The following is a 25,820-nucleotide window of genomic DNA, read 5'->3' on the forward strand; positions in this document are numbered from 1 at the left end:
TTAATTTTTACTGATGATCTTCGTGAAATTTCTTCAACCGTTTTTCTAAATCAGGGAATTGATCTCTCTGGACAAGTGAGACACATGCTCTGATTCCTTCCAATCGCTGACTTCCTGTTATTGCTAAAGAGATTGCACTGATTCCGTAGTACAGCATTTCTTCGAGTAATTGTTCACCCGAGAAATTTGGATATGCATATGTAAAATAGAATCCATCAGCAATCGGATCGTTCTCATCTTTATCATACACAATATAAAATCCATTATCAGTAAAAAGTTTTTTCATAATTTTAGCCTTAGCGCCGTACTCTTTTACAATATCGACAAAATTAAATTGACTATCATTAGCTGCCTTCAGCATTGCTGCAACTGCATATTGAGCTGAATGAGTCACGCCCGCACTAAGTGCATATACTGTTCCGAAGATCATAGCTCTTCCGAAAATATCAGTTGTGTAAAATCTTTTTAAGTCGGGACATTGTTTTTCGTATAACTTATCCGACATAATCATCAATCCAATTCTCTGACCTGCATAGCTGAATGCTTTTGAGCTGGAGATAAATAAAATATAATTGTCCGTATAACGAGCTGCTGTAGCCTGGTACGGCGGTTTGCCGGGATGATACAAATCTTTTCTAAAGTCCATAGCAACGTAAGCGAGGTCTTCAAGAACTACAACATTGTGTTTATCTGCAAGTTCAGCTATGATTTTTAACTCCTTCTCAGTAAAACAAATCCAGGATGGATTATTTGGATTAGAATAAAGCATTGCTGCAATATTTCCTTTAGAAAGATAAGATTCGATTTTTGCTTTAAGTTTGTCACCTCTGAAATCATAAACGTCAAAAGTTTCAAATTTTCGTCCGAGAACTTTAAGCTGTTGTTTGTGAACCGGAAATCCCGGATCAAGAAAGAGAATTGTATCTTGTTTTTCATACATTCTGCTGGTTGTAATAAAAGATGCAAAGCTTCCCTGCATAGAACCAACAGTAGGAATACATCCTTCAGGATTTACATCAATGTTCAAAAAAAGTTTTACAAACCTTGAGGCTTCATTTTTCAGTTGAGGAATTCCCTGAATGTCCGGATATGTGTTAGCAATCCCTTTTTTAAGCGCTTCTATTTCGGCATTCACACCAATATCTGCAGCGGGTAAACCCGGTATTCCCATTTCCATTCTTATAAATTTTTCGCCGGTTTCTTTTTCAATATCATCAACTAGTTTCTTTAATTCACGGATTGTGGCCTTCCCAATGTTCTCAATACGGCTTTCTTTTATTTTTCTTGAAACAACTTCGTAGTTAATAGGTGTGTTTTTCATTAGAACTCTCAGAATAATACTGACAATAATTTTACATTTAAATTTAAGCAGAAATCGGCTCAAAAGCTGTAATCCTCTTTAAAAACCTGAAATCTGGATTTGTTTAATTGATATAAATGCTTATAATCACACCCAGAATATTTCACAATTAAAAGAAAAAACCACTTATAGAATTTTAGCTTACCGAATTATCTCTCAATAATTCAGCCTTGATCAAGGTTTAACTAACAATTTATTTCTGAACTAATGCCAAAATTTTATGCTAAACAGTAGAAGCAAAATTTTCTGGACCACATTGTTTTCAGCGATTTTAATTTTATCCAAGCCGATAAATATTTATCCTCAAGTTTCGGATAATGATCTTTCAGAAGTGAAGATACCACTTCATCTTCAGACACAAATAAGTTATCAGCATCAAAGTGATTTTTCATTGTTTATGGAGGATGGAGTAAACCTCGCTACTGCACCATTCAGTTTTACCTCAACTGATTGGTTGAAAACCGGTGCTCTTGTTTTGGCAACAGGTTTAGCTTTCTCGCTTGATCCAAAAATTAAAGATCAGGTCAATTCCCAACGTTCACCTTCTCTGGATAATGCAACTGGCTTCGGTGAAAAATATGGTAGTACCAGCTACGCAGGAATTTTTGCAGGTGGAATGTATCTGACAGGAAAAATTTTTAACAATAAAAGTATCGCAACAACAGGCAGAATGCTAACCGAATCAATTCTGTACTCGGGATTAGCGGTTTCAATACTTAAATATACAGTTGGAAGATCCCGTCCTTACACGAATGAAGGACCGGTTACAATGTTTACTTATTCATTCCAGGAAGCGAACGTTTCATTTCCATCCGGTCATACAGCTACAGCATTTGCTGTTTCAACTGTCTTAGCAAATCGTATAGATAATCCGTTTGCTACGGTTGCTTTATATGGATTGGCAGGTTTTACCGGCTATCAGAGAATTTATGATAATAAGCATTGGTTTTCCGATGTATTCGTTGGTGCTGCAATTGGGTATTTCATTGGCAGCAGCATTGTAAATTCGGAAGAGGACAGAGAAAATGAAAATTTTTGGGGAAGTTTAGATGTAATGCCTTCAGTTAATTCAAGCGGACTGGGATTAAGTTTGCACATGGATTTTTAATTTTACACATTCCGATGTTCACAGTTTGAACTCTGAGCCGATTTTTCAATCTGAATGGTTGAATGTTCTATTCCAAAACGGTTGTGCAGCTCCGCACAAATTTTTTTCAGGAAGAAATCATCTTTGGTAGCATACGGAATTACAAGGTGAGCTGTGAGTGCAGTTTCAGTCGTACTCATCGCCCAGATATGCAGATCGTGGACTTCTTCAACTCCATCAATTTCTTTCAGATACTTACCAACTTCTTTCAGATCAATTCCTTTCGGTACTGCATCCATTGAAAGTTGAAACGAATCTTTCAGTAGTCCCCAGGTTCCAATTGTTATTACGAAAACAATAACGAGACTAATTGCAGGATCCACCCAAAGCCAACCAGTCGATACAATGATTAATCCGGCAAGCACAACTCCCAGAGATACTCCGGCATCGGCAGCCATATGAAGAAATGCACCTTTAATATTTAAATCTTTCTCTCTTCCTTTCATAAACAGAAGAGCAGTAATTGTATTTATTAAAAATCCGATGCCTGCAACAATCATCATGGTTTGTCCGTTAACAGGTTCGGGATAAATAATTTTCCTGATTGCTTCAATTGTAATTGCGCCAACCGCAATCATTAAAATGATAGAGTTGAAAAATGCTGCGAGGATCGTTGACTTTCTTAAACCGTAAGTTCGTTTTTCCGTTGCAGCAGTTTTTGCGAGATATGAAGCACCCCAGGCTAAAAGCAATCCGAGGACGTCACTAAAATTGTGTCCAGCATCTGCAATCAAAGCCATTGAATTAATTAAAAATCCATATACAAGTTCAACAATGATGTAGAGAACATTCAGGATGATTCCAATAATGAAGGCACGATTAAAATTTTGGGAGTGGGAATGATTATGATTGTGATGCGACATTTAATAATTTTACTTTGAATTCAAAATTGGTGATTTGTTCTCAGATTCACAGTCATCACAATTACACATTAAATTTCCGCTTTTCACTTTTTCAAATGCTTCTCTTCCCTCTTTGAAAGCAAAGTAAGCAATTCCTAATGATCCTAAAATATCGAAGTAAGCAATATCAAATAATTCGTACAATCCACTTGATGCAAGCAGAATAAATGAAAGATAAAAACAGGTTTTTGTACAATTCGCATCTGCAATGATTGCATCTGAGCTTAATGCTTTACCAACTTTTAATTTTGAAGTCATCAGCCAATACATTGTTGCAATTGATATCACAGCGATAATTATCCCAGGAAGTGTTGTCGAGGGTTTTACATCATTAAAAATATTGAGAACTGAACCTGCTATTAATCCGAGCACTAAAAGATAAAATACACTTCCTGTTATTCTCAATGCAGTTTTTTCAAATTCATCACGAGTTTGAACTTTCGAATGCTTCATTCTAAAAATCATATGAGCAATTCCTATTCCTGAAATCACTTCAACAAAACTGTCAACACCGAAACCAAGCAATGCAAGAGTTTCATCCCCAGCGCCGAAATAGACAGAGATCAATCCTTCTGCAATATTGTAGAAGATTGTTATCAGACTAAGTATAAATGCTTTTTTAATTAAATTATTCATCGATAGTACTAAAATAAAAAAAGGGATGCATTAAAGTACATCCCTAACTTAACTATAAATGACGACTAACTTTTTATGAACTTTGATCCATCCTCATTGAGGTTTTTCAAATAAGTTTCAGGGTTTTTTATAAACTTTGAAGTACAATCTTCACAGCAAAAACCGATAAGCATCCCATTATACTCAGTTGAAGGTGAATCTGACTTTACTTTACTTCCTTCGACAGGACATACTTTATTCCAGATTTGAACGACTGCTGCGTCTTCATTCGTTTCCAAATTTGCTTCACTTTTGCTTTCCTTTGTTCCGCAGCAGCTATGAGAGCATTCCTTCTTTTCTTTCTTTTCTGTTTCAGGTTTTTCCTGTGCAAAAGAAATCACACCGAGAAATGCGATTACTGAAAAGATGATCATGAGTTGTTTGAGCATTTTGTTTTTCCTTTTATTTATGAGTTAATTCATTTGTCATTGCGAGGATCCGCTAAAAGCGGAGACGAAGCAATCTTACTACATTTTTTTTGCAGATTGCTTCGCCCCGATTAATCGGGACTCGCAATAACGTTTGTCGTTTATTTTCTTCCTATAAACCTTGTTCCGTCTTCATTTAAATTCTTTGAATACTTTTCGGGATTCTTTTCGAATTTTGCATCACAGCCGGGACAGCAGAATCCATAAAGCTTACCATTGTATTCAACAGTTGGTCCGTCAACGTCAACTTTGTTGCCCATAACCGGACAGACTTTATTCCAAATCTCTAATTCAGCTGAATCTTGAGTTGAACTACTGTCAACGGGTTCTTCTAAAGTTGTTACTGAATCATTCTTTGCTTCCTCATTCATTTCCTGAGGTTTTTCCTGAGCAATAATGAATGAACTGACAATTATGAATATTGATATTATTATTAATATTTTATTTAACATTTTGTTACTCTTAATAAATTGATTGTCACATTGAGCTTGTCGAAATGTGACTGCTTAAAATTTGATTGTCATCCTTCGACAAGCTCAGGATGACTAAGCATAATTACAAAACACTGAGTCTCAAACCAAGATAAAACTTTCTTCCGTCAACCGGTCCCCAAACAAGTGATGCATCAAAGTATTCACCGAATGGATCGTCAGATGCAATTATAGGATTATCTTGTGTGAAATCCAGAAGGTTTTCAACACCAAAGTATAAATCAACGATATCAATCTTCTTTGTAACCTGAGCATTGATATTTACAAATTCGGAAAAAGATTCTGATCTCCGGTATTGTTCTGGATTATCTTCAGTAGATGGAACTCTTCCGTCTCCATTCAACAAGAATGATGTATCAAAAAGCCAATCACGCTCCTCAGTTGCATACGAAAGGGTTAGTAAACCTTTATATTTGCTGATGAGAGGTTTTGTTAAAAGTTTTTCTCCATATTGTGTTTTTACATCAGAGTATCTGAATGCAGCAGTAAGATCCAGTCGTTGGATTAATTCGTACGCAAGTTCAATCTGATAATTATTTGAAAATGATTTACCATCAAGATCATAAAATCTTACCTGCCTTACATCACTGTCAATATCGACAACTGTCTGCTTACTGAAATCTGTCCGATAAAAATCAGCTGTAATCCTTAAGTCGCGATTGTTGATAGAGAAATATCTTGTCAGATTGAAACCATAATTCCAACCTTCCTCATACGTTGGATTATTGATTACAACGAACTGACGCGAACTCGCAAGGTAGTTCATATTTTCAGCAAAAAGATTTACCGAACGATATCCTTTTCCTCCCGAAATTCTTAAAGTTGTGTTTTCATCGATACCGTACTTCACATGAAGTCGTGGTGTAAAGAAAGTTCCGTACAAATTATGAAAGTCAACTCTGGCACCGGGAACAACGGCAATCTGTGGAAGTGGGGAAAAGTTATACTCAGCAAAAATTCCCGGTCTTGATTCTTTTCTGAAAAAATCAATTCCATTGTATTCTTCTTCATATTGATCGAAAACGTAACTACCACCAAGCGTTATTGCATGAACTTCGTCTTCAGTTTTTGCTTCAAAAACAAGCTTTGAAGAAAATGATCTTAACTTCGAATCATATTGCCTTAATCCAAACAATGAATTCTGGTCTTGATACTGTCCATTCAAAATTAAACCCATACTTGCATAAGGCTCACTGTTGAATACGTATCCATTTTTAGCATACACTTCATATCGTTTTGTATCAACATCGATATCATACAAGTGACCAGAATGACTGCTTGAATGAGATTCAGAAATTTGCCCGGCATTTCTTTGTTCATTAATTACCTGTATACCAAATTGCGATTCATATCCGGTGAAGGACTGATAATGCCATCTATTCATAAAATTAAATTGCTTTACTTCAGGCTGATCGGCAAAGAAATCATGATTATGATCAAAAGTTTTTGTAACAAAATCGGAATGCGCTAACAACAGAGTTGAAAGATTTTCCGATATCTGCAATGCAGCATTTGCGTTCAAGTCAGTTTTATAATGCGAACTTTGAAAAGCATTAAAATAATATCTTTCGATATCGTCCGGCTTTTTATAATCAATGTTAATTTGTCCTGTAATAGATTCATATCCATTTACAACAGAACCAGCACCTTTAGATACGCTGATCGCTGTCATCCAGGGTCCAGGGACATAACCAAGTCCGAATGTATTTGTAATCCCTTTCAATGTCGGAACGTTTTCAAACATTATGTTTGTGTAGATTCCAGCCAGTCCTAAAAGTTGAATTTGTTTTGCACCTGTCACTGCATCCTGAAACTGAACATCAACACTTGCATTAGTTGTAAAGCTTTCCGATAAGTTGCAGCAAGCAGCTTTAAGCAATTCTTTGCTCGTTATAATTTCAGTTGGTCTTGCATCAAGCTCATCAAAATATTTTGACAACGATGTTCCTGTTACAACCACTTCTTTCAATTCTCTGTTTACTGACAGAACAATTTCAATACTCTCCATATATGATGAGATTTCGACAGTATCAGGCTGATAGCCAATATAACTAACAATCAAATGAAGGTGATCAGAATCTATCTTCTCCAGAAAAAATATTCCATCATCATTTGTTGTCGTTCCAATTTGGGTACCTTCCCAGAAAACATTTGTCCCGACCAGCGGTATCTTTTGTTGTTTCTCATCTAACTCGTAAACTATTCCTTTAAATGTCTGAGTAAATCCATAGTTTGCCGAGAATAAAATGAGAATCGCAAATAATAGTGATTTCATTTTTTTACCTATCTTATTTTAATTCATACTAAGCAGCGGCACAAAGCCGCAAGAAAAAATTCTTCAATAATTGAAGAAGATTAACAGACAGGTAAATCTATTTTAAGTTGATGGATTGTCTTTAGGAGCTGCTTACCAAATTGGGGGGGTGGTAGATCGTAATTAAAACTATTTGAATATTTTTTTTCTGATTCATTATCTGCAGCAGTAATATTTATTCCGCTTACAGCTGTGCTGAATGACGTAATTAATGTTTGATGACTTTGTGAAAAATTATCTTCAATCTTTTTATAATCGAATTCATCAATGCAACATTTCGACTCTGAATCTGTTATAAGAAGTTTACTTTCAGGAATTGGTTCAGAGCAGCAGGATGTTTCTTTTATTTCCTCGGTTTCTAACTTGCACATTTCACATTCAGTCAGAGATTTCTTACCCATCATCTCACAATAGTGGTAAAACAGTGGAAGACCTGTTGTGGAAACCAGGAAAGCAAAAGTAAGGGTTAATATGAATATTCTTTTTAATTTCATCTCGGGACAAACTTATACATTTAGTTGATATTAAGCAATGATGATGCCGGGTAAAATGTTGCAGAATTTTAATTTTATTTAATATTTAATTTGCTCATTTCCCATTATCAGGAAGCAATTTCCCGGACTTCAAAACACTATTGTCAGAAAAGTTTAATCATCATTGATTTTGTACTCAAATAAATATCCCTGTCTTTTTCTTGCTTCCTCATCCCACTTTACTGTAGTAGTTTTAAGAAACTCTAGTTTATCAGATTTCATCTTTTCAGGATTAAGTCCGATAAATCGTTGTGCTTTGTCCTTTGTAGAAATATCAGGGAGATCAACAGGATACTTCCAGCCCTGTTTGACAAACAAATGTGCCAGTTCTCTTCTTGCCTGTTCACCTTTTTGAATGGAAGTTCCGAGAACTCTCAATGCTTCAACAGGTGCATGGAATCCAAGTGCGTTTGCTGCTGCAACCCAATCCCATCTCCATTGTGCGTGACGAATGAGCGTTAAAATCGTTTTCATTTGAGTTTCAGTTGCACCGTTATCCCACGCTACTTTTGCTTCGATGTGAGCGGCAGTTAAAGTTTTTTCTGCAATTCTTCTTATCTCTTCAATTTTATCCTGTCTGTCGTACACGTCTTGCATTAATCTATCTGTATCCTCACGATGACAAACCTGGCAGGTGTTCGCAACATTGTTTAAAGGAGACTGAATATGATGATCTGTGAACTTAACTCCACCCTCACTTTTATAAGGCATATGACAATCCGAACAAGACACACCACGGATCGCATGAATCCCCGTCATAAATAATTCATAATCAGGATGCTGAGCTTTTAACATCGGAGCTCTGCTCAAAGCGTGAGTCCAGTCTGAGAATTCTATATTGTCAAAATACTCTTCCATATTATCGGCACTGAATCCTTTATCCCAAGGAAATGTTAAATATTTTCCTTCACCTTTGAAATAGTACTCAACATGACATTGAGCGCAAACAAGCGAACGCATTTCCTGTCTGTTAAAACTATTGATATCTTTCCCCTGTCGTTGAAATGCTTCAATAAGTGCAGGACGAGAAATTCTTAAGTTCATTGTTTTCGGATCATGACAATCCTGACAGCCAATCGGGTTTACAACTTGTGCTCCAAGATCTTTCCATTTCCCTTTGTAGAAATTTTCAGTTCCCATTTCCCGTAAAAGTCTTGGAACGTCTGTGCTTTTGCAAGTCCAGCAAGTAGCTGGCTGAGGAGAAAACTCATTGTCACCTGTTCTTAAAATATTTCGGATGTCTTCTATAGCATGTGCATGACCTCTTCCCTGATTGTATTCTCTTGAAAATGCATAACCAGCCCAAAGCACTACCAATTCTGGATACTTCTCAAGATAATCAATCATAACAGAACCGCCGTGCTTACTCGCAAAATCTGTTTTCAAAGTGTTCAGGTAGGTTTCATATTCGCGAGGAAAATTTTCACCCCAGACTTCATTTCTTGGTTCCCAATCGTTGATCGGTTTCATCATCTGCAATGTATAAAGTGCTTCACCTCTTCGTTCAATTATAGTTGATGCCAGAAGTCCTATTAAAAATACGACAACAATGGTTGCAAGAAATATTGCCCAGGCAACCCAAGGTTTTTCTTTAATTATTTCATTGATTGATCTCATGTTCTATCCTTAAAGATTATTGCTTTAATAAATTTTTCATCCATTCCGGGTACGGTGCAGATAACTGTGGCGTCCTTGCAAAAGGTGTTGAGGTTAAGCTGTTCACTCTTCCGTGAGGAGTTTCACGATGACAATCCCAGCAATAACCTTCACCATGTTCCTGTATTGATTGTGCTGTAATTGCTCTTACAGATATCGGATGTATCTGTTCCGAATGGCAGCGAATACAATTTCTCTGAACAGCATTTCTTCCGGCTTCGTGAATTTTGATTACCTGAGGCTCAAGTCTGAATGTAAACATATACGAATGTCTTAATCCATCAGAAGCTTTAAAAAAATATTTTTCAAAGATATTATCCTGTGGGACATGACAGTCATTACATACAGTGAATCTTCCGTGACTGCTGTTCTGCCAGGTAGCAAAGTACGGAGCCATAACATGGCAGTTCACACAAGCTTCCGGTTTATCGGAAAGATAAGATGTAGCCCGCCCGACATGTAGCGTAAAAAGTATGAGTCCTGTAAAAACTCCCATCAGTATAAGAACAACAAACCTCCAGGTAGCCGGTGGTGCAAATGCTTTGAGAAATTTTATTGGTCCCATAAGTTATTATTGTTTTCTGGATTCAGTTAATTTTTGTGAAATATGAGATAGCTCAGCTTCAGTCAAAATTTTTTCAATCTCGACAAATAGTTCGCGTTCCTCGGTCCTGATATGTTTCTCAAGAAGAATTCCGAACTCATCAAGGACATCTTCAAGATTGTTTGTTTGTTCTAACTCATTCACAAGGATTTCCATCTTTCTATGTTCTGAAATAACTTTTTCTACCAAGCTGTCAACCGATTCATTTCTCTTACTGACTGATGGGAATAGAATTTCTTCTTCGTCCTTGAAATGTTGAATAAGATCTGATTTGTAAAATTGAAGTGTATATTCTTTTTTGTCTTCCAAAGTTGAGGGCATCCCTTTGTATTGAGGAGCGCCCTTTTTCAATTGCTGTGCAAGAATAAGTCCCTGGTGATGATCGTGAGAAAGCGTATGTAAAGCAGGATGTCTTTTCATAAGAAATAGTTTTTGAGAAGAATAATTTATAATTGCAAGTTAAGACATCTTGCTTTTTATATCAACTGAAACAATGAAAAATCCAGAGAACTACTTAATCATTGTCAGCAGCATTTTGGATTTTAACGCAGCCTTTAATCCATGCGGAATGTTTGCCGGCATTATAAGAATTTCACCAGCTTTTACATTATAGGGTGTACCACCAATCGTGATTTCCATCTCGCCATCAACCATATAAACCACCGCTTCAAATGGTGAAGTGTGCTCTGTTAATGTTTCATCTTTGTCAAATGCAAACAAAGTAATATTTCCATTTGGCTTTTTTATTATTTGCTTGCTAACTATTGAACCATTCTGATAATTGACTGCATCAATGAGCAGTTCTTTATTTACAATTTCTGACATTTTATTTTCTTCTAAAAAAATTATTAATGTTTGTGTTCGTGGTGAGAATCCATAGCTTCTTTACCTTCAAAGAGTGATTCAACATAATGAATGAAATGAACATAAGCTTCGACATATTCTCTGCCGGCTTTCAGGTCATTTACATCATAATCTTTTTTTGATTGCACATCGTTAAAGTATTCTTTGATTTTTGGATTTTGTTCTTCATCAAGATGAGCATAAATAGGAACTAAAGAATTTTCAGCAATCGCAACATCTGCAGCTTCTATTCCTTCTTCGGGTTGATAACCGGCTGGCTTCAATCCTGTGTAGCCAACGCCTTCGCCCATTCTATGAACTCTTACAACAGTTTCAAAGAAATACATTTCAGCAAGTTCTTTAGCCTTTGGACTCAATGTTCTGACTTCATTTACTTTGTAGAATAGAGTGGTTATTTCAGGTTCGTCATCTTCTCTAATCCATACTAAAACATAATTAATGTTTCCTGTTTCAAGTGCTTTTTGAGAAGCTTTCACGACCGGACCTTCCATGCTGTCGCAATGAGCTGAGACATCACTTATAGTAATAATCACTAAAGTTAAAATAACAAATAAAAAAATATTGCTTTTCATTTCAGGAACCTCCTTGAATTAATTTTTATTACCTAGTAATTCTGCTTCAAGCGCAATTGATTTCGGAAAGAGAATATTGTTTTCGAGATGAATGTGCTTGTGCAAATCTTCCTCAAACTCTTTTAATTCTGAATAAAGTGCTTTAAATGTATTGCAGGCATCATCAGGATGGACATAATTATTGCTCAGTTCTCGTATCTGATACAAAGCATCGCCAGCACTTGTGTGTTCGTATTCCATCATTCTAATTGGATTCTGAATAGTGCCAAACGGCGGTGGAAAGAACTGACTGTTTTCATTTTGTATTAACATCATCTGATTTATCTGCGGAAATAAAATTCTTTCCTCTTTCATCATATGCATTTCAAGTTCTTCCCGGACAGCAAGGAATAGATCAGCAATCTTTATTGTTTCAGGATGATTTTTTCCGTGCACTGATGCGACTTTATCTGCATGCAGTGAAATTATTGGAATCATTCTTCTTACATACTGATGATGGTTATTCATGATGTAGTCAACGAGGAAATCGAGATGCCAGTCGTTCACATTCTGAGTTCCGTTTCCATTGCCTGAAAGATTTGTTAACTGATTTATCACATTACTCACGTCAACATTTTTTTCTGCACAGGCGTCTTTCAATGTGCGATTGCCTCTACAGCAAAAGTCCAGACCAAATTCTTCAAACACAATTGCTGAACGGATATTATCGGTTACTAGTTCAGCTAAAGTTGTTGTTACAAGATTTTTTACTGTTGTTTCTGTCTTAGTTAGTTCGTTCATTTTATTTACCTCTTTTATTATTCGAATTATTATTTTCTTCTTTCAACGCATCTTCATTAAACTTCTTTACTGCCTCTGTTCCAGTTGGATGACCAAACGAATCCATTTCTTTGTAAAGTTCAAGGTATTCTTCTCTCGTAATACTATTCTGCCATTTACCGGTGATCATTCCGTATCCCGTTACCAGCATAAAAATTGAAACAACTCCGATTGCAACATATTTTTTATTAACCTTTTTCTTTGCACCAATTATTTCAAGCTGCAGAGTATCAGCAACAGGACAAACATCAACACAATTCAGACAGGATGTACATTCATCCGAAATAACAGTTTTAACCTTATCAACTTTTATGAAAGAAGGACAAGCTTTGTTGCAAAGTCCGCAATCAATGCAGCTAACAGGATTTCGTTTGATTTTGTTTGGACTGAGCAGCGAAGTAATCCCAAGTAATGCACCATATGGACAAAGATATCTGCACCAGAATCCTCTGAGCACAATTGAAAGCAAAAACAAAATTCCAATAACTATCAAAGAGAATCTTGAAATGTCGGCAAAGAAGTAATACATCTTTACGTCAGAAACGAGATTATATGGACTATCAAGAAATGCCTGAAGAGCAGTCGTACTCATTAAAAAGAAAACAGAGTAGAATAAAAATCCAAGTAACAAATATTTTAAACTTCGGAATGGGTAGTCCAGCAACTTCGGAAGCTTCAAATCTTTTCCGAAAATTTTCTTTCCGAAATCGCCGATCAGCTCGGATAAAAAACCAACCGGACAGAGCCAGCTGCAGAATGCTTTTCCAAAAACGATAGAGACAAGAACAATCGCAAAGAAAATAAAAAAACCTGCTGGATGTGCCGAGTGTATTTCTCCGGTCATCAGAAATAAATAAAAACTCATAAAAGAACTTATCGGAAGAAATCCATCAACTCCCGGAGGTCGAGATGAAAAAGCTTCTGCACCATTTGTTTCCAGGAACTGAATGAACTGATAGAACTCAACTCCAATCCAGATGCAAAGAAGCGCAAACAAAGTCTGAACTATGAACCTTACTTTTTGAATCCCCTTCTCTTTGTTCCGAATTACTTTTTTCTTCTTTACTTTTGCCATTCTGGCGAGTGGAACGAGTCCAGAATCTGGGTCGTCAGATTCCTGACAAGCTGGAATGACATTCGCTCTATTACTTCTGACTTTCTCACCTGTCATTCTGGGGAGCGAAGCGACTCCAGAATCTGTGAGGTCTGATTCCGTAACCGTCTTCACTTCCTTTCGACGAGGCAAGCAAGCCGGAATGACTTCATTTTCAACAGCTCGAAAATTTACTTTGCCATTTATTGTATCATTCATATCGGATATATTTGTCTGATTAAACCATAAAAAAATATTAAAGACTGCTGATCTTGTGTAAAGTTTTTTCTTTCAGCTTGTCAATCGTTTCTGAAGTAAGCATATCGTAAGTCTGGTTACGTAATGATCCCCAGGTATTATGAACCGGACAAGGATGAGTTGGTGAACATTCCGGAAAACCGAGCACGCAGCTATCAAACATATCAAGTCCATCAATCGCAGCAACGACATCAATCAGCTTGATTCGTGAAGCTGGTTTGGCAAGTGAAAATCCGCCTGACTTCCCTTTGCTCGAAGATATCAATCCGCTTTCCCGTAAACTCTGGAGTATTTTAGAAATAAATTCACGCGGAATCTTCAGCACTTTGGAAATGTCTTCAGCAGAAACTAAAGTTCCTTTTTCCTGGGCTGCGAGGTAAAGTATCGCCTGCATTCCGTATTCGCACTTTTTGGAGAAAATTACAGTCATTTATTAAATCAGATAAATTTGTCTGATTAAATATATAATATTAAAATGAAAGATGCAAGCGAGCTTTCGATTATGGTTTTAGCTTTGCAAATCACTATCTCTTTGACCCTACTATTTAATTGATTATTTAATTTAGCTCTACAAATACTCCCTCAATATCCCAACACAATCCAAGTTTTCTATATGAATGTGATGATCAGGTAATCCGGGATTTAATTTCATTAACAAACTCTTCACTTTTATTCTCTCTCTATCCGTAAAGTTTAGTGCTGTTCCAAAAACACTCTGGTGTTTTGTCATAATATTCACCAACCCAATTGCCTCAATATTTTCCTTAGAATAACCAAATCCCAAGAAGAAAATCCTCTCCGCTTCAATAATTATTTTTTTAATCTCTTCCAGTCTTGGATTTCTCTCATCATATATTATTTGAATATTTTCTTTTGCTTTATCCGCTAAGTCTAAAATTTTGTTCGTCTGATATTTTTCACCTTTCTCGGTTTGTTCCCATTGTAAATCATAAATTTTTCCATATGCGTGAAAGACTTTTATCCATTCCGAAATCTTAGTTACATCCTCGCGGTCTCCAGAAAATGAAAAGAATAAACTTCTCCATAAAAACTCTTCAAACGATCGATCATAATTAAAAGTAATTACATTCAATTTATTATCTCTAAATTTTTCGAGGTCAGTACTCTTTATCATATCATCTGTTATATAATTATAAATCAATGTGTACCAATCAGACTCTTGCCGTTCTATATCTTCATTAAATTTACTCATCAGTTCAAAATAAAGAATGCACCAGGCCAAAATAAATTTACCCTGTTCATAGTACTTTTCTTTATTCCTGGATAAAAATAAATCAAAGGACTTCGTGGATGACTGTTTGAATGATTCAATTAGGTAAGAATACTTAGCTATTTCAGTTCTGATATCATCTTCGTTGGATTTATTATTTCCTCTTAGACGATCTGTGTACCTTCTTCTAAATTCTTTGATAATAAACTTTCTTAATTCTATTGCAGTAGGATAACCATAAGGGACACTCGCTCCTGCTCCTAATATGAAGACAGTATTATTGGTAATCATTTCAATTTTTCCTAATGATATTTATTTTCGAAGCAATTGATCTTTTTTTGTAATAGAAATGTATTCTTCAGATTCAAAATTACCAAAGTAAGCCAAAAGAATACAATAAAGGAAGAAAAGTTTTCTGGATATGCTTCTCCTAAAATTTGCTAAACAGTAGATGTAATCAGTTTCTTCTTCTTCAAAGTATTATCAACTGACAAAACACCTGCTCCAAAAGCAAAGTGAATAATCAGCAGTACAAACACAAGGATTGAAAGCTCCAGTGACTGACCGACAGATAACAATCCCTGCTTGAGATGAACCAAAAACACAGCGCCAAATAAAACCGGGATTTGAAGCAGTGAACCAAGTCTTGTAAGAAATCCGAAAGCGAGTGAAAATCCGCCTATAATGTGTGCAACTGTGATATAAGAATACCACCAGTAAATTTTATCTTCGCCGGCAAGAGTTGTAATCACGGCAGGATCTGATGCAAGAATAACTCCACGAATAAAAAGTGCAACTCCCAAAAACGAACGGATGAGTGCATAAGCAAGATTAGTTTTGTTATCAAACCATAAAATTAAGTCGGTAAAAAAATTCATATTGGCTCCTAAGAAATTTTTGATAAAAAATTAAAAATCCTTTTTTCTGAAAAACCTGCTGCTGAAAAAGAATGGAACGATTATCCAGATGAACAAGCATACAAAAGAAATAATCACACCAGAAGAACTACCGAAAAATCTTTGAAACACAGCACCGGTGTAACCCATCAGCGCTGCAATGTCAAACTTCATTAAAAATAAAATCCGTCCGAGGTCAATTGGATTGAGTGAACTCAGAATTATCATCGCATTTTCAAGCGGGTAATCCTGGAAAGAATAAATTATGATTAAAACAATTCCATCGTAAACAATTGCAAGTATTAGCCAGATTAAAATTGCTAGTCCAAGTCCTTTTGATTTGTCATCCTGCTTTACTGAAATTAAAAAAGAAATTGCAATGAAGATAAATGTGAGCAATACACCAATAAAAAGTAGCAGTATAAACCCATCGATCTGTTCACCAACTTTTCCAAACAGAAGAAATGGAATTGAAAATCCCAAAGCAAATCCGGCAGACAGTGGAATTGCTGTTCCCAGATAGATTCCGAAAAAGAGAGATTTTCTGTCAATCGGCTGGCTCAGCATCATCTCGATAAACTCCCGCGAGTTATAAAAATATATAGAACCGAAAATGATTGACACAAGAGGAATGACGATGATGATGATATTCAGTAAACTGATGTACGCTTTGTTAACATCACCGCTAAATGTGAACAAACCATATCCAACAAGAAAAAAGAAGAAGGTATATAGTATCACCCACTTGCTTCTTATCGTGTTGTGGATTTCGTAGAGTAATATTTTTTTAACGAGTTTCATTTTTCTCTGTGATTCTGTGTCTCTGTGGTAAATATTTTGCCACGAATTCACGAATTTAATTTTTATTCTGGCTCATCAACTCAGCAATTGCTCTTTCAAGCTTAGTTTCTTTTTTATCTTCAAGCAACGATTGGACACTGCCTTTAAATTTTATCTCACCTTCTAAAAGAAAAACAATTTCATCAGAAAGCTCTTGCACTTCATTCATCAAGTGGGAAGTAAGAATAATCGTTTTCTTCTGTTCCTTCTGCTTCATCACCAGATCTTTGAAGTAACTGCTTGAAATCGGATCAAGACCAGCAGTTGGTTCATCGAGAATTATTATTTTCGGATTGAATGCAAATGCAATCAACGCAGAAATTTTCTGCTTTGTCCCGCCTGAAAGATTTTTAAAAGGTTTCTCCATTTCAGGAACAAGCTTTAGCGATGAAAGAATTTCTTCATCATTGTATTCATTACTTTCCCTTATAGATTTTATCAATGAAATAATTTCATTGCCAGTCAAATTTTCCGGATATCTTGCTATCTGAGGCATATAACCGATTTTATTTCTGTAGAGGTAATCTTCTTTCACTTGCATTCCATCAACTTCGATAATTCCGGATGTTGGTCTGACAAGTCCAAGTATTGATTTAATGAGTGTGGTTTTCCCTGAACCATTCGGACCAACGATTGCAGTAACCTTCCCTGACTCAATTGTTAAATCAATATTTTTCAGGACACGATTCTTACCAAAGTTTTTTACGAGGCTGGCTACAGTTATCAATTCATCATCCTCATTCGTGGTTTGGAATCAGTAAGTGCTTCAGGAGTTATTGCAGGAATAATGCTTTCTGCTACATTAAGAATATCGATGAACAAGCTGTGAAGCAGAACAAGTGAAGTAGGATGAGATTCAATCATCATCGAAAACATAGTAACAGGTCTGAATGGAACATCACCGTAACCATCTTTATTTAGATCATATCCATCATATTCCGCCCAGTAATTTTTTTCGAATGTATTAAAATTCTGCCGGCTGTTTGTTGATATATCAAACGAGTTCGCTACAAAATTATTATTATAAAAATAATTTTCCATGGAGTTTGCCATAAGCTTAAGCGCCCAGCCGTTTTTGGTAAAATTATTTTTTCCTACTGTTACCCTGCTGCATCCCTCCATATAAAGTCCGATTGAATTCTCATCAAAAATATTTTTTTCAATTTTGCTGTCAGAAATATCTTTCAATAAAATTCCGTAAGATGCTGCACCCCAGTTTTTTAGAAAATGATTTTCAAACATCAGGACGTTTTTCGTGTACATTACAGCAACACCAGCTCCATTATTTTGAAAAGTGTTATTTGAATACGAACAGCTGTCAGAAAACATAAAGTGAAGTCCGTACCTGAGATTTCTTTCGCTATGGTTGTTAATTATTTTTCCGTTTCGGACAAACTCAAAATAAATACCATCACGATGATTAAAGACTTTGTTGTTTTCAATGACAACATCACGACAATACCAGAGGTGAATTCCGTTACCGGAATTTGCTTCTCTTTTTCTTTCTCCTTCGATGTAATTATTTGATATTATGCAGTCAGAAGATTTTGCAAGATAAATCGCAAAGAAATTATTGATGAATTTATTACCGGTAGCAGAACAATTACTAACCTCTTTCATTTTTATACCGGCATGCTCTTCGAGAAAACTCACTCCTGAATTTTTAATCACCAATCCTGAGATATGAACATCAGTGGATATAACAGTAAATATTTCACCAGATCCTTTCCCATTAACAACAGGAAAATCTTCTCCGATGATAGTGAGTTTTTTATTTACGATGATATTTCCTTCTGAATACACACCGGGTTTTATCAAAATAGTATCGAAGTCGTTTGCTAGACTTATTGCTTCTTTAATTGTAGTGATTTGGCTGTTAGCAGCTACAATAATTGTCTTACCGAGAGAGCAAGTCGAAAATAAAACGAGAATAAACAAGATTAGAAAAAGAAAGTATGTCGCTGAAAGTTTTAGTTGCAGAGGTGAACTCACCCTAAATCCCTCTCTTAAGAAGAGAGGGACTTCAAAATTCCCTTTCTCTTTGTAAGAGAAGGGGTTGAGGAATGAGTTAATAATTTGATGGATATTTTCCACACACTTTTACTCAATTTAGAAATTACATACTTCTTTGTTTTACAAGCTCAATCACATCTACCCAATTTAAAATATGTCCGTTATTTTCTGCAACAATTTTCTGTCTGGATATTTCACTATCGAATGCCATTACATTTAGTCCCATCGGACTCCTGAAATTTTCATTGTGAACGTAAAAAGCTGAATTCGCATCGATAAAAGTTTCAGGAACCGCAAAATCTGTTACAAGGAATTTCTGATTTGCATCACCGATTAAATTTTTCACCATCGCATACTCAATCATACATCCGGCTTCGTCAAATTTAAAAACTTTTCCTTTATCAGTTATTATTTCAGATCCGTAACGATTATCAGAGATTTGCATTCTGCAAAATTCACATTCGTCTTGTCCGTAGTTTATTGGCTCAGGACCGCTTTTACAACCGAATGAAGTGAAGAGTAAGATTAAGAGAAAGAGTAGGAGTAAGATTGATGTCAATTTGTAATTATGCATTTGATACCTCAAAAGTTTTATTTTTCTTATCAAGATACAAAGCAACAGCAGCCAGAACAACAGTAAGAACCAATATCCAGGATCCAATATGCGGCATCGAGATTGCATTAAAATTCAGAAGCATCTTTGAACCGATCAACGGCGGCTGGTAAGCCATTCCCGGAACTTTTATCGCTGCATTCGGATCAAGATCATGTCCGTAATCATATCCCCATAAATAAAAATCATAAAGTCCAACTGCAGCCATCACAACGAAAAGTACAATCCATATATAAACAAGACTTCTCTTTCCGAGTATGCCTGAAACTAGTCCAAACACTATCATAAAAATAATTACGAAAGGCATAATTGTTAATTCCGGAATTGCATTCGGCTCAATCCTTTTCATTCCAATGTAATGATTAAGACCATTGATATTATCCAGATCATTTGGATTTTGACCAGTGATTTTACTTAACCAGATTTCCAATCCAATACCTTCAGGATATTGTGGAGCTTCAAGATCTATATACCATATCGGGAAGAAAAAAGTTAATATTAAAAGAAGTGAAGCAACGATGATAATTATTTTTGATCGAGTTTTCATTTTTCTAAGTATATAAAAAATTCGGGGGACTTTCGTCCCCCATAATTCATAAAATTTTATTTACCTGTTCCATACATAATTGCAACATTTGAACCTCTCAGTGACACTCTAATATAACCAGACATTTCTTGATGAAGTGCAGAACAGAAATCAGTACAATAGAACGGGTATATGCCTTCTTTTTGTGGAGTCCACACAATCGTCTCCGTTGAGCCAGGCATAATTAGTAATTCGGAATTCTGCATTCCTTTAACTGCAAAACCATGAGGAATGTCCCAATCCTGTTCAAGGTTGGTAACATGGAAATAAACAACATCACCAACTTTTATTCCCTCAATGTTATCAGGAGCGAAATGAGTTCTTATCGTTGACATATAGACGTGCACCACATTTCCTTCTCTCACAACCTTTGCATCTTTCTCTGCTTTTATTCCATAAGGATGTTGATTTTCTTCAATCGGATAAATCTTTTTAGAATTTTTCATTAGAATGTCAGCTGGAATTGCCTGTGCATAATGCGGCTCTCCAATTGTAGGAAAATCAAGCAACAGTTTCATTTTGTCACCTGTGATGTCAATCAATTGTGCAGATTGTGTGAGCTCAGGACCTGTTGGTAAGTATCTGTCTTTTGTGATTTTATTCAGTGCAATTACATATTTGCCCCAAGGTTTTCTAGTATCTCCACCGGGCACACACAAGTGACCTATGGAATAGTAAGCAGGAATTCTATCAACAACTTCCCACGTACCGATTTTCCACTTTACTATTTCAGAAGAAATAAATGATGATGTGTATCCATATCCATTTCCATCGAACTCTGTATGCAATGGTCCTAATCCCGGATTCTGAACTTCTCCTCCGATAACCGATTCATATTTCAAAACAGGAATTCCATCTATAGTGGTTTCGAATTCTTTGTTCTCAATTGCCTTTAACATTTTGCTGAATGAATGAACAACAATAACTGAAGCAAGTTTTCCACCTGCTGCTATATATTCGCCTGTTGGATCGACATCAACACCGTGAGGAGATTTTGGTGTTGGCAAATAATAAATCAAACCGGGACAATCTTCAGGCAGTAGCACTTTTACAGTATTCTTCTGCTCTGAGAATCCCATATGTTTCTTTTCATCAAAATAATTTCTGAAATAACTTGCATTGAAAGTTTTTACTTTACCCTGTGCTACATACTCTTCAGCTTTTTTCCAGTTGACTGCAGCGATAAAATCTTTGTCATTCTGTGATGCATTCACTTCAAGCAGAGTGTTTGCCTGCTCAGTGTTGTAACTTGTAAAGAACGCCCAACCATGCGAAGGTCCTTTACCAGAATGTGCAAGATCATAATTAAATCCCGGAACCAGAATTTGGAAAGCGACATCCATTGCGCCTTCTTTGTCAACACTGATAAAGCTGATAGTTCCCTTAAAGTTTTCTTTGTATGAGCTGATTGGTACATCTTCATTTGGAATGGGAACGCTGAATCTTGTTGAGGCTACAACATACTCAGTATTTTCAGTGAGGAATGGAGAACCATGATTTCCACCTGAATTAGGTATTTCAATTATTTCTGCTGTTTTAAAACTTGCAAGATCAACCCGTGCAACACGCGGGGTATTGTTTGCATTTATGAAAATCCACCTTCCGTCAGCTACGCCATCAGTTTGGGAAAGTTTTGGATGATGAGCATCATCCCATGGAATAAAACCATGTGAAGTCATAAACATAGGTTTTGATTCTTCAGAATATCCCCATGCTTTTTCAGGATCCTGTGAAAAAATCGGAATCACCCTGAACATCCTACCGCTCGGTAAACCATAAACACCAATTTGACCGCTGAATCCGCCTGAAGTAAAGAGATAGAATTCGTCGTATGTACCAGGTGCTACGTATACTCTGCCAGCCTCATCACCTGCTGTGAGATCTTTTGATTCCTGGCAACCATAATGTAAAACCACGAATGCAACAACTACTGCAGCTGCAATTAAAAAAGCTCTGATATATCTGCGGTTCATATAACTATTCTCCCTATTGTTTAGTTTGATTTGTTTTTACTTTTTAGTTCTTCATCAAGAATTCTGAAATACTCAAGCAATGCGCGTGCATCTTTAAGTGTTACATTTTGATTTGTCATTTTAGTCATATACTCAGCAAGCATTTTTTTGCTGTGAGGATGCTTTTCAAGATTTTCATCAGGGTTTAAAACTGTATTCATAAAAAATTCGGGTGTAACTCTTTGCAGAACGTCTCTCTGTGCAGGACCAACATATCTCTCATCAAGTTTATGACAGGATGCACATTTAGATTCAAAAATTTTCTCACCTTCCGAGGCCATGGATTTGTCAATCGGTCCGAGGTTTAATTTTTTCTTAACTGGACCAAAACCGTTTTCAAGTTCCCAATCAGAAAGCCCGGTGGTATTGGATTTGTCAACAGTCTGATTCTGGTTTGAAGTGCTGTTTTCATCTGAATTACCACCACAGGTAGTGACGAGCATCAGTGAGGTAATAATGGTAAGTAGAAATAATAAACTACTTCTGAGGTTTTTTGTTTTGTATCGGAACATTTTTCACTCCTTAAATTTATAATCGGATTTTTTGTCTGATTAAAAATAATAATTATAAAATCATTTGTCAATAGTAAATTTTAATTATTTACGAAAGATTAAATTTTGGAATCAATTGGAAGTTTATCTGGGTCTTTTTTATTTCTTTTTATTCTTTCTTCAAGCCTCTCATCAAAAAGCTTAGCAATTTCTGCACCTAGAATAAAAACGGCAGCTGAATAATAAATCCAGAAGGCAACAACAATTCCAAGAGCATAAGCTCCGTAAATTCTGCTGAAAGTTGTAAACTTTGAAAGATAAATTCCGAAAAGTATTTTGGCTGCTACCCAGAATATTGATGCCCAGACTGCACCAATTGCAACAGATCTCTTATGAATTTTAACAACAGGCATAAATTTGTAAAGCGATGCGAACATTAAAAACATCATAAAGAATGAAAATGATGCAGTAAAAACTCTCTCAAATATTGGTTGATTAAAAATCTGCAGGTAAGGAGTTGATTGTGCAAATGATACAAAAAAGTCTAACATTGGCAGAAGGAGTATAAGCACAAGGAATATCAGCACGATCACGATAATCACTAAAAAGTCACGCAGCTTCCCTAGAAAAATATTTATATCAAGATCTCTTCCATAAACTCTGTTTAATACAGTTCTTAAGCTACTTGCAAATCCACTTGCGGCAAAAAATAACCCGATAATGCCAACCCATCCCGCAATATTTCGGTATTCAATCACTTCCTGGACTCGATCAAATATTATATCTTTAGCAAAATTCGCATATTCGCTGTAAGGTATTATTGTATCAATAAGCGTGTTTATCTGCATTTCAACTTCAACGGAGTTCAAGAATTTTCCAAGGAGCCAGAATATTATTAACGTCATTGGGATGATGCAAACGAAAAGAGAAAATGCTAATCCGCCTGAGAAAAGAAATAAATGGTGGCGATCAGTACGATCGTACAGTCCTCCAAAATAATGTTTTGAAAAACCAACGAACCAATTCCACGCAGGAACTAAATGAAGATAATACCGTAGCTTTCTGAATAATTCATAAACTTTAGAATTCCGTATTTTCTCCAGTAGTTTATTAATCACCGGTCATAATCCGCGGAATTGTGTTGTAATATAATTCTGAAAGTTCAGTAACTGTAATTGAAATATCATCATTGATTTTTAATACCGAACCAGATACTATCCCTGAAATGATGAATGGTTGATTAAATGACTGCAGAACTTTTTCAAATTTATCTTTTTTATCTTTGGCTACGCTCACGATAATTTTGGATTGGGTCTCCGAGAAATATGAAAAATCTTTTCTTGATTTGATCGGGATGTTAACTTCTGCACCAAGCATTTTTTCTTCGTTGATGATGCAGCATTCTGCTAGTGCACAGACAATTCCGCCTTCTGAAACATCGTGAGCTGAATTAATTAATTTCTTTTTAATTAATTCGAGAACTGTATCCTGAAGTTTCTTTTCAGTCTGAAGTTCAATCTGTGGAGAATTTCCTTCGACTTTTTTGTGAATGACTTTGAGATATTCGCTTCCGCCAATTTCTTCTTTGTCCTCACCCAAAACGTAAATCAGGTCACCTTCATTTTTAAAATAAGAAGTTGTTACGTACGAAAGATCTTCGACTAGTCCGAGCATACCAATTGTCGGCGTTGGATAAACAGCACGATCAGGTGATTCATTATAAAAGCTGACGTTACCGCCTGTAACGGGAGTATCAAAGAATCTGCAGGCTTCACCCATTCCAGCAATTGCTTCAGCAAACTGCCAATAGATTTCGGGTTTGTATGGATTTCCGAAGTTTAGGCAATTTGTAATCGCTAGAGGGATTCCACCCGAGCAAACAATATTTCTTGCGGATTCAGCAACTGCAATCTTTGCACCTTCTCTTGGATTTAAATAAACGTATCGTGCATTACAATCTGTTTTCATTGCCAGAGCTTTGTTTGTTCCTTTAATATAAATTACTGCTGAATCACATCCGGGACCGACAATTGTATTTGTTCTTACCATTGAATCATATTGTTCGTAAACCCATTTCTTGGAAGCAATGTTTGGTGAAGAAAAAACTTTCAAAAAAGCTTCCTGAATATCCTTTGGTTGAGGCAGTTCAGAAAAATCAAATTTTCTTTTTTCTTTTATATAAGCTGGCTCTTTTTGTTCTCGAATGTAAACCGGTGCTCCTCCTCCAAGTACTAAATCAAAAGGAGGAAGTTCCGCTTCTAATTTTCCTTTGTAGTTGATAAACAGCTTATCTTCATTAATTACTTCACCGATTATCTCACAGTGCAAATCCCATTTTTCAAAAACTTCTCTAACTCTGTCTTCATAACCTTTCTTCACCACGCACAACATTCTTTCCTGACTTTCGGAAAGCATAATTTCATAAGCACTCATTCCTTCTTCACGTAACGGGACTTTATCAAGATTTATTCTCATCCCGGAGTTTCCTTTTGCACTCATCTCAGTTGTCGAGCAGGAAATTCCAGCTGCGCCCATATCCTGAATTCCAATTAAATATCCTTTGCGAATTATTTCGAGAGAAGCTTCGAGTAAAAGTTTTTCTGTGAAAGGATCACCGACCTGAACAGAAGGTCGTTTCGATTCTGATTTTTCCGAAAGTTCTTCTGATGCAAAAGTGGCTCCGTGAATTCCATCTCTTCCAGTTGATGAACCTACTATCATAACAGGATTTCCTTCACCTTTAGCAACAGCACTTGCGAAAGTATTTGTCTTAACAATTCCAACCGCCATTGCGTTTACTAAAGGGTTGAGCTGATATGATTCATCAAAATAAACTTCCCCGGCAACAGTCGGAACACCAAAGCTGTTTCCGTAATCACCGATACCTTTTACAACTCCGGCAAAAAGATATCGTGTTCGTGCATCATCAAGAGTTCCAAATCGAAGTGAGTTGAGAGAAGCAATTGGTCGTGCGCCCATTGTAAAAATATCTCGCATTATTCCACCGACACCTGTTGCTGCACCTTGATATGGTTCGACGGCAGAAGGATGATTGTGACTTTCAATTTTAAATGCAACTGCAAGTCCATCACCAATATCAACAAGCCCTGCGTTCTCTTCTCCAGCACCAACTAATAATCTTCCTCCGCTTCTTGGAAGAGTTTTTAGTTGAGCAATTGAGTTTTTATAGCTGCAATGCTCACTCCACATTACACTAAAAATTCCAAGCTCTGTGAAGGTTGGAGTTCTGGCGAGTATCTTTAAAATTCTTTCATATTCTTCTTTGTTAAGTCCGTGTTCAATTGCGAGTTCGAGAGTAACTTCTGGCTGTTTCATCAAATATTGATTCTAAAGTTTAAGCGTGAATTTTTAGTTAGGAAATATAATAAAAAGTTTCCCCTCCCTTTATGGGAGGGTTTGTA

27 protein-coding genes are annotated in these 25,820 nt (G+C 36.2%); 1 reads left to right on the forward strand and 26 read right to left on the reverse strand.

What is annotated here, in order from left to right; all coding sequences use genetic code 11:
- Positions 1 to 7: 7 nt before the first annotated feature.
- Positions 8 to 1,321 (reverse strand): pyridoxal phosphate-dependent aminotransferase, encoded by a 1,314-nt coding sequence (locus IPM14_08105; GenBank protein MBK9098063.1) that lies wholly within the window; start codon positions 1,319 to 1,321, stop codon positions 8 to 10.
- Between the two features lie 259 nt (positions 1,322 to 1,580).
- Here IPM14_08105 and IPM14_08110 point away from each other — a divergent pair, with 259 nt between their 5' ends.
- On the forward strand, positions 1,581 to 2,468 hold the full coding sequence (locus IPM14_08110; protein MBK9098064.1) for a phosphatase PAP2 family protein: 888 nt from the start codon (positions 1,581 to 1,583) through the stop codon (positions 2,466 to 2,468).
- A 2-nt stretch (positions 2,469 to 2,470) separates the two neighbouring features.
- Here the strand turns inward: IPM14_08110 and IPM14_08115 are convergent, their stop codons facing one another.
- The 25 genes from IPM14_08115 to purL all read right to left on the reverse strand — a co-directional run bounded on the left by IPM14_08115 (position 2,471) and on the right by purL (position 25,734).
- Positions 2,471 to 3,370 carry a cation transporter gene (locus tag IPM14_08115; protein MBK9098065.1) on the reverse strand — a complete coding sequence of 300 codons (900 nt, stop codon included), beginning with the start codon at positions 3,368 to 3,370 and terminating at the stop codon, positions 2,471 to 2,473.
- Positions 3,371 to 3,379: 9 nt separating this feature from the next.
- Positions 3,380 to 4,045, reverse strand: coding sequence for a cation transporter (locus IPM14_08120; protein ID MBK9098066.1), 666 nt, complete (start codon positions 4,043 to 4,045; stop codon positions 3,380 to 3,382).
- Between the two features lie 65 nt (positions 4,046 to 4,110).
- Complete coding sequence (locus IPM14_08125; GenBank protein MBK9098067.1) at positions 4,111 to 4,458, reverse strand: YHS domain-containing protein; 348 nt, start codon at positions 4,456 to 4,458, stop codon at positions 4,111 to 4,113.
- 155 nt (positions 4,459 to 4,613) lie between these two features.
- Positions 4,614 to 4,883: a YHS domain-containing protein gene (locus IPM14_08130; protein ID MBK9098068.1), complete on the reverse strand. Its 270-nt coding sequence runs from the start codon at positions 4,881 to 4,883 to the stop codon at positions 4,614 to 4,616.
- A 184-nt stretch (positions 4,884 to 5,067) separates the two neighbouring features.
- Positions 5,068 to 7,278 carry a TonB-dependent receptor gene (locus tag IPM14_08135; GenBank protein ID MBK9098069.1) on the reverse strand — a complete coding sequence of 737 codons (2,211 nt, stop codon included), beginning with the start codon at positions 7,276 to 7,278 and terminating at the stop codon, positions 5,068 to 5,070.
- An 80-nt stretch (positions 7,279 to 7,358) separates the two neighbouring features.
- Positions 7,359 to 7,811, reverse strand: coding sequence for a hypothetical protein (locus IPM14_08140; GenBank protein ID MBK9098070.1), 453 nt, complete (start codon positions 7,809 to 7,811; stop codon positions 7,359 to 7,361).
- 153 nt (positions 7,812 to 7,964) lie between these two features.
- Positions 7,965 to 9,467, reverse strand: a complete 1,503-nt coding sequence (gene nrfA, locus IPM14_08145) for an ammonia-forming cytochrome c nitrite reductase (GenBank protein ID MBK9098071.1) — start codon at positions 9,465 to 9,467, stop codon at positions 7,965 to 7,967.
- A 16-nt stretch (positions 9,468 to 9,483) separates the two neighbouring features.
- On the reverse strand, positions 9,484 to 10,071 hold the full coding sequence (nrfH, locus tag IPM14_08150) for a cytochrome c nitrite reductase small subunit (protein MBK9098072.1): 588 nt from the start codon (positions 10,069 to 10,071) through the stop codon (positions 9,484 to 9,486).
- 6 nt (positions 10,072 to 10,077) lie between these two features.
- Positions 10,078 to 10,530: a hemerythrin domain-containing protein gene (locus IPM14_08155; protein ID MBK9098073.1), complete on the reverse strand. Its 453-nt coding sequence runs from the start codon at positions 10,528 to 10,530 to the stop codon at positions 10,078 to 10,080.
- Between the two features lie 90 nt (positions 10,531 to 10,620).
- Positions 10,621 to 10,935 carry a cupin domain-containing protein gene (locus IPM14_08160; GenBank protein MBK9098074.1) on the reverse strand — a complete coding sequence of 105 codons (315 nt, stop codon included), beginning with the start codon at positions 10,933 to 10,935 and terminating at the stop codon, positions 10,621 to 10,623.
- A 23-nt stretch (positions 10,936 to 10,958) separates the two neighbouring features.
- Positions 10,959 to 11,546 carry a hypothetical protein gene (locus IPM14_08165; protein ID MBK9098075.1) on the reverse strand — a complete coding sequence of 196 codons (588 nt, stop codon included), beginning with the start codon at positions 11,544 to 11,546 and terminating at the stop codon, positions 10,959 to 10,961.
- A gap of 18 nt (positions 11,547 to 11,564) precedes the next feature.
- Complete coding sequence (gene ric / locus IPM14_08170) at positions 11,565 to 12,326, reverse strand: iron-sulfur cluster repair di-iron protein (protein MBK9098076.1); 762 nt, start codon at positions 12,324 to 12,326, stop codon at positions 11,565 to 11,567.
- A gap of 1 nt (position 12,327) precedes the next feature.
- Positions 12,328 to 13,440 (reverse strand): 4Fe-4S binding protein, encoded by a 1,113-nt coding sequence (locus IPM14_08175; protein ID MBK9098077.1) that lies wholly within the window; start codon positions 13,438 to 13,440, stop codon positions 12,328 to 12,330.
- A 274-nt stretch (positions 13,441 to 13,714) separates the two neighbouring features.
- Positions 13,715 to 14,146 carry an Rrf2 family transcriptional regulator gene (locus IPM14_08180; protein ID MBK9098078.1) on the reverse strand — a complete coding sequence of 144 codons (432 nt, stop codon included), beginning with the start codon at positions 14,144 to 14,146 and terminating at the stop codon, positions 13,715 to 13,717.
- A gap of 138 nt (positions 14,147 to 14,284) precedes the next feature.
- The gene (locus IPM14_08185; GenBank protein ID MBK9098079.1) at positions 14,285 to 15,238 is read right to left on the reverse strand and encodes a hypothetical protein; all 954 of its coding nucleotides are present in this window, start codon (positions 15,236 to 15,238) and stop codon (positions 14,285 to 14,287) included.
- Between the two features lie 149 nt (positions 15,239 to 15,387).
- Positions 15,388 to 15,825, reverse strand: a complete 438-nt coding sequence (locus tag IPM14_08190; GenBank protein ID MBK9098080.1) for a DoxX family protein — start codon at positions 15,823 to 15,825, stop codon at positions 15,388 to 15,390.
- A 30-nt stretch (positions 15,826 to 15,855) separates the two neighbouring features.
- Positions 15,856 to 16,644, reverse strand: coding sequence for an ABC transporter permease subunit (locus IPM14_08195; GenBank protein ID MBK9098081.1), 789 nt, complete (start codon positions 16,642 to 16,644; stop codon positions 15,856 to 15,858).
- 55 nt (positions 16,645 to 16,699) lie between these two features.
- Positions 16,700 to 17,410 carry an ABC transporter ATP-binding protein gene (locus IPM14_08200; protein ID MBK9098082.1) on the reverse strand — a complete coding sequence of 237 codons (711 nt, stop codon included), beginning with the start codon at positions 17,408 to 17,410 and terminating at the stop codon, positions 16,700 to 16,702.
- A complete protein-coding gene (locus IPM14_08205; GenBank protein MBK9098083.1) occupies positions 17,407 to 18,663 on the reverse strand; it encodes a nitrous oxide reductase family maturation protein NosD in 1,257 nt (418 codons plus the stop codon). Before IPM14_08205 ends, IPM14_08200 begins: the two co-directional genes overlap by 4 nt.
- Before the next feature lie 136 nt (positions 18,664 to 18,799).
- A complete protein-coding gene (locus tag IPM14_08210) occupies positions 18,800 to 19,270 on the reverse strand; it encodes a nitrous oxide reductase accessory protein NosL (protein MBK9098084.1) in 471 nt (156 codons plus the stop codon).
- Positions 19,263 to 19,856 (reverse strand): hypothetical protein, encoded by a 594-nt coding sequence (locus IPM14_08215; protein MBK9098085.1) that lies wholly within the window; start codon positions 19,854 to 19,856, stop codon positions 19,263 to 19,265. Before IPM14_08215 ends, IPM14_08210 begins: the two co-directional genes overlap by 8 nt.
- Positions 19,857 to 19,912: 56 nt before the next feature.
- Positions 19,913 to 21,868, reverse strand: a complete 1,956-nt coding sequence (gene nosZ / locus IPM14_08220; GenBank protein MBK9098086.1) for a Sec-dependent nitrous-oxide reductase — start codon at positions 21,866 to 21,868, stop codon at positions 19,913 to 19,915.
- A 20-nt stretch (positions 21,869 to 21,888) separates the two neighbouring features.
- On the reverse strand, positions 21,889 to 22,419 hold the full coding sequence (locus IPM14_08225) for a c-type cytochrome (GenBank protein MBK9098087.1): 531 nt from the start codon (positions 22,417 to 22,419) through the stop codon (positions 21,889 to 21,891).
- A 98-nt stretch (positions 22,420 to 22,517) separates the two neighbouring features.
- On the reverse strand, positions 22,518 to 23,516 hold the full coding sequence (locus IPM14_08230) for a YihY/virulence factor BrkB family protein (GenBank protein MBK9098088.1): 999 nt from the start codon (positions 23,514 to 23,516) through the stop codon (positions 22,518 to 22,520).
- Positions 23,509 to 25,734, reverse strand: a complete 2,226-nt coding sequence (purL, locus tag IPM14_08235; GenBank protein ID MBK9098089.1) for a phosphoribosylformylglycinamidine synthase subunit PurL — start codon at positions 25,732 to 25,734, stop codon at positions 23,509 to 23,511. Before purL ends, IPM14_08230 begins: the two co-directional genes overlap by 8 nt.
- Positions 25,735 to 25,820 lie beyond the last annotated feature (86 nt).

The sequence above is a fragment of the bacterium genome (genome assembly GCA_016716565.1).
Taxonomy (GTDB): Bacteria; Bacteroidota; Ignavibacteria; order Ignavibacteriales; family Ignavibacteriaceae; genus IGN2.

Bases quoted from the DNA above. Each gene is read 5' to 3' on its own strand.
- IPM14_08195 (MBK9098081.1), bottom strand. From the start codon at position 16,644: ATGAAACTCGTTAAAAAAATATTACTCTACGAAATCCACAACACGATA.
- IPM14_08215 (MBK9098085.1), bottom strand. From the start codon at position 19,856: ATGAAAACTCGATCAAAAATAATTATCATCGTTGCTTCACTTCTTTTA.
- purL (MBK9098089.1), bottom strand. From the start codon at position 25,734: ATGAAACAGCCAGAAGTTACTCTCGAACTCGCAATTGAACACGGACTT.
- IPM14_08180 (MBK9098078.1), bottom strand. From the start codon at position 14,146: ATGACTGTAATTTTCTCCAAAAAGTGCGAATACGGAATGCAGGCGATA.
- IPM14_08175 (MBK9098077.1), bottom strand. From the start codon at position 13,440: ATGGCAAAAGTAAAGAAGAAAAAAGTAATTCGGAACAAAGAGAAGGGG.
- IPM14_08160 (MBK9098074.1), bottom strand. From the start codon at position 10,935: ATGTCAGAAATTGTAAATAAAGAACTGCTCATTGATGCAGTCAATTAT.
- IPM14_08125 (MBK9098067.1), bottom strand. From the start codon at position 4,458: ATGATCATCTTTTCAGTAATCGCATTTCTCGGTGTGATTTCTTTTGCA.
- nosZ (MBK9098086.1), bottom strand. From the start codon at position 21,868: ATGAACCGCAGATATATCAGAGCTTTTTTAATTGCAGCTGCAGTAGTT.
- IPM14_08165 (MBK9098075.1), bottom strand. From the start codon at position 11,546: ATGAAAAGCAATATTTTTTTATTTGTTATTTTAACTTTAGTGATTATT.
- IPM14_08210 (MBK9098084.1), bottom strand. From the start codon at position 19,270: ATGCATAATTACAAATTGACATCAATCTTACTCCTACTCTTTCTCTTA.
- IPM14_08155 (MBK9098073.1), bottom strand. From the start codon at position 10,530: ATGAAAAGACATCCTGCTTTACATACGCTTTCTCACGATCATCACCAG.
- IPM14_08135 (MBK9098069.1), bottom strand. From the start codon at position 7,278: ATGAAATCACTATTATTTGCGATTCTCATTTTATTCTCGGCAAACTAT.
- nrfH (MBK9098072.1), bottom strand. From the start codon at position 10,071: ATGGGACCAATAAAATTTCTCAAAGCATTTGCACCACCGGCTACCTGG.
- nrfA (MBK9098071.1), bottom strand. From the start codon at position 9,467: ATGAGATCAATCAATGAAATAATTAAAGAAAAACCTTGGGTTGCCTGG.
- IPM14_08140 (MBK9098070.1), bottom strand. From the start codon at position 7,811: ATGAAATTAAAAAGAATATTCATATTAACCCTTACTTTTGCTTTCCTG.
- IPM14_08225 (MBK9098087.1), bottom strand. From the start codon at position 22,419: ATGTTCCGATACAAAACAAAAAACCTCAGAAGTAGTTTATTATTTCTA.
- IPM14_08120 (MBK9098066.1), bottom strand. From the start codon at position 4,045: ATGAATAATTTAATTAAAAAAGCATTTATACTTAGTCTGATAACAATC.
- ric (MBK9098076.1), bottom strand. From the start codon at position 12,326: ATGAACGAACTAACTAAGACAGAAACAACAGTAAAAAATCTTGTAACA.
- IPM14_08190 (MBK9098080.1), bottom strand. From the start codon at position 15,825: ATGAATTTTTTTACCGACTTAATTTTATGGTTTGATAACAAAACTAAT.
- IPM14_08105 (MBK9098063.1), bottom strand. From the start codon at position 1,321: ATGAAAAACACACCTATTAACTACGAAGTTGTTTCAAGAAAAATAAAA.
- IPM14_08130 (MBK9098068.1), bottom strand. From the start codon at position 4,883: ATGAATGAGGAAGCAAAGAATGATTCAGTAACAACTTTAGAAGAACCC.
- IPM14_08185 (MBK9098079.1), bottom strand. From the start codon at position 15,238: ATGATTACCAATAATACTGTCTTCATATTAGGAGCAGGAGCGAGTGTC.
- IPM14_08115 (MBK9098065.1), bottom strand. From the start codon at position 3,370: ATGTCGCATCACAATCATAATCATTCCCACTCCCAAAATTTTAATCGT.
- IPM14_08110 (MBK9098064.1), top strand. From the start codon at position 1,581: ATGCTAAACAGTAGAAGCAAAATTTTCTGGACCACATTGTTTTCAGCG.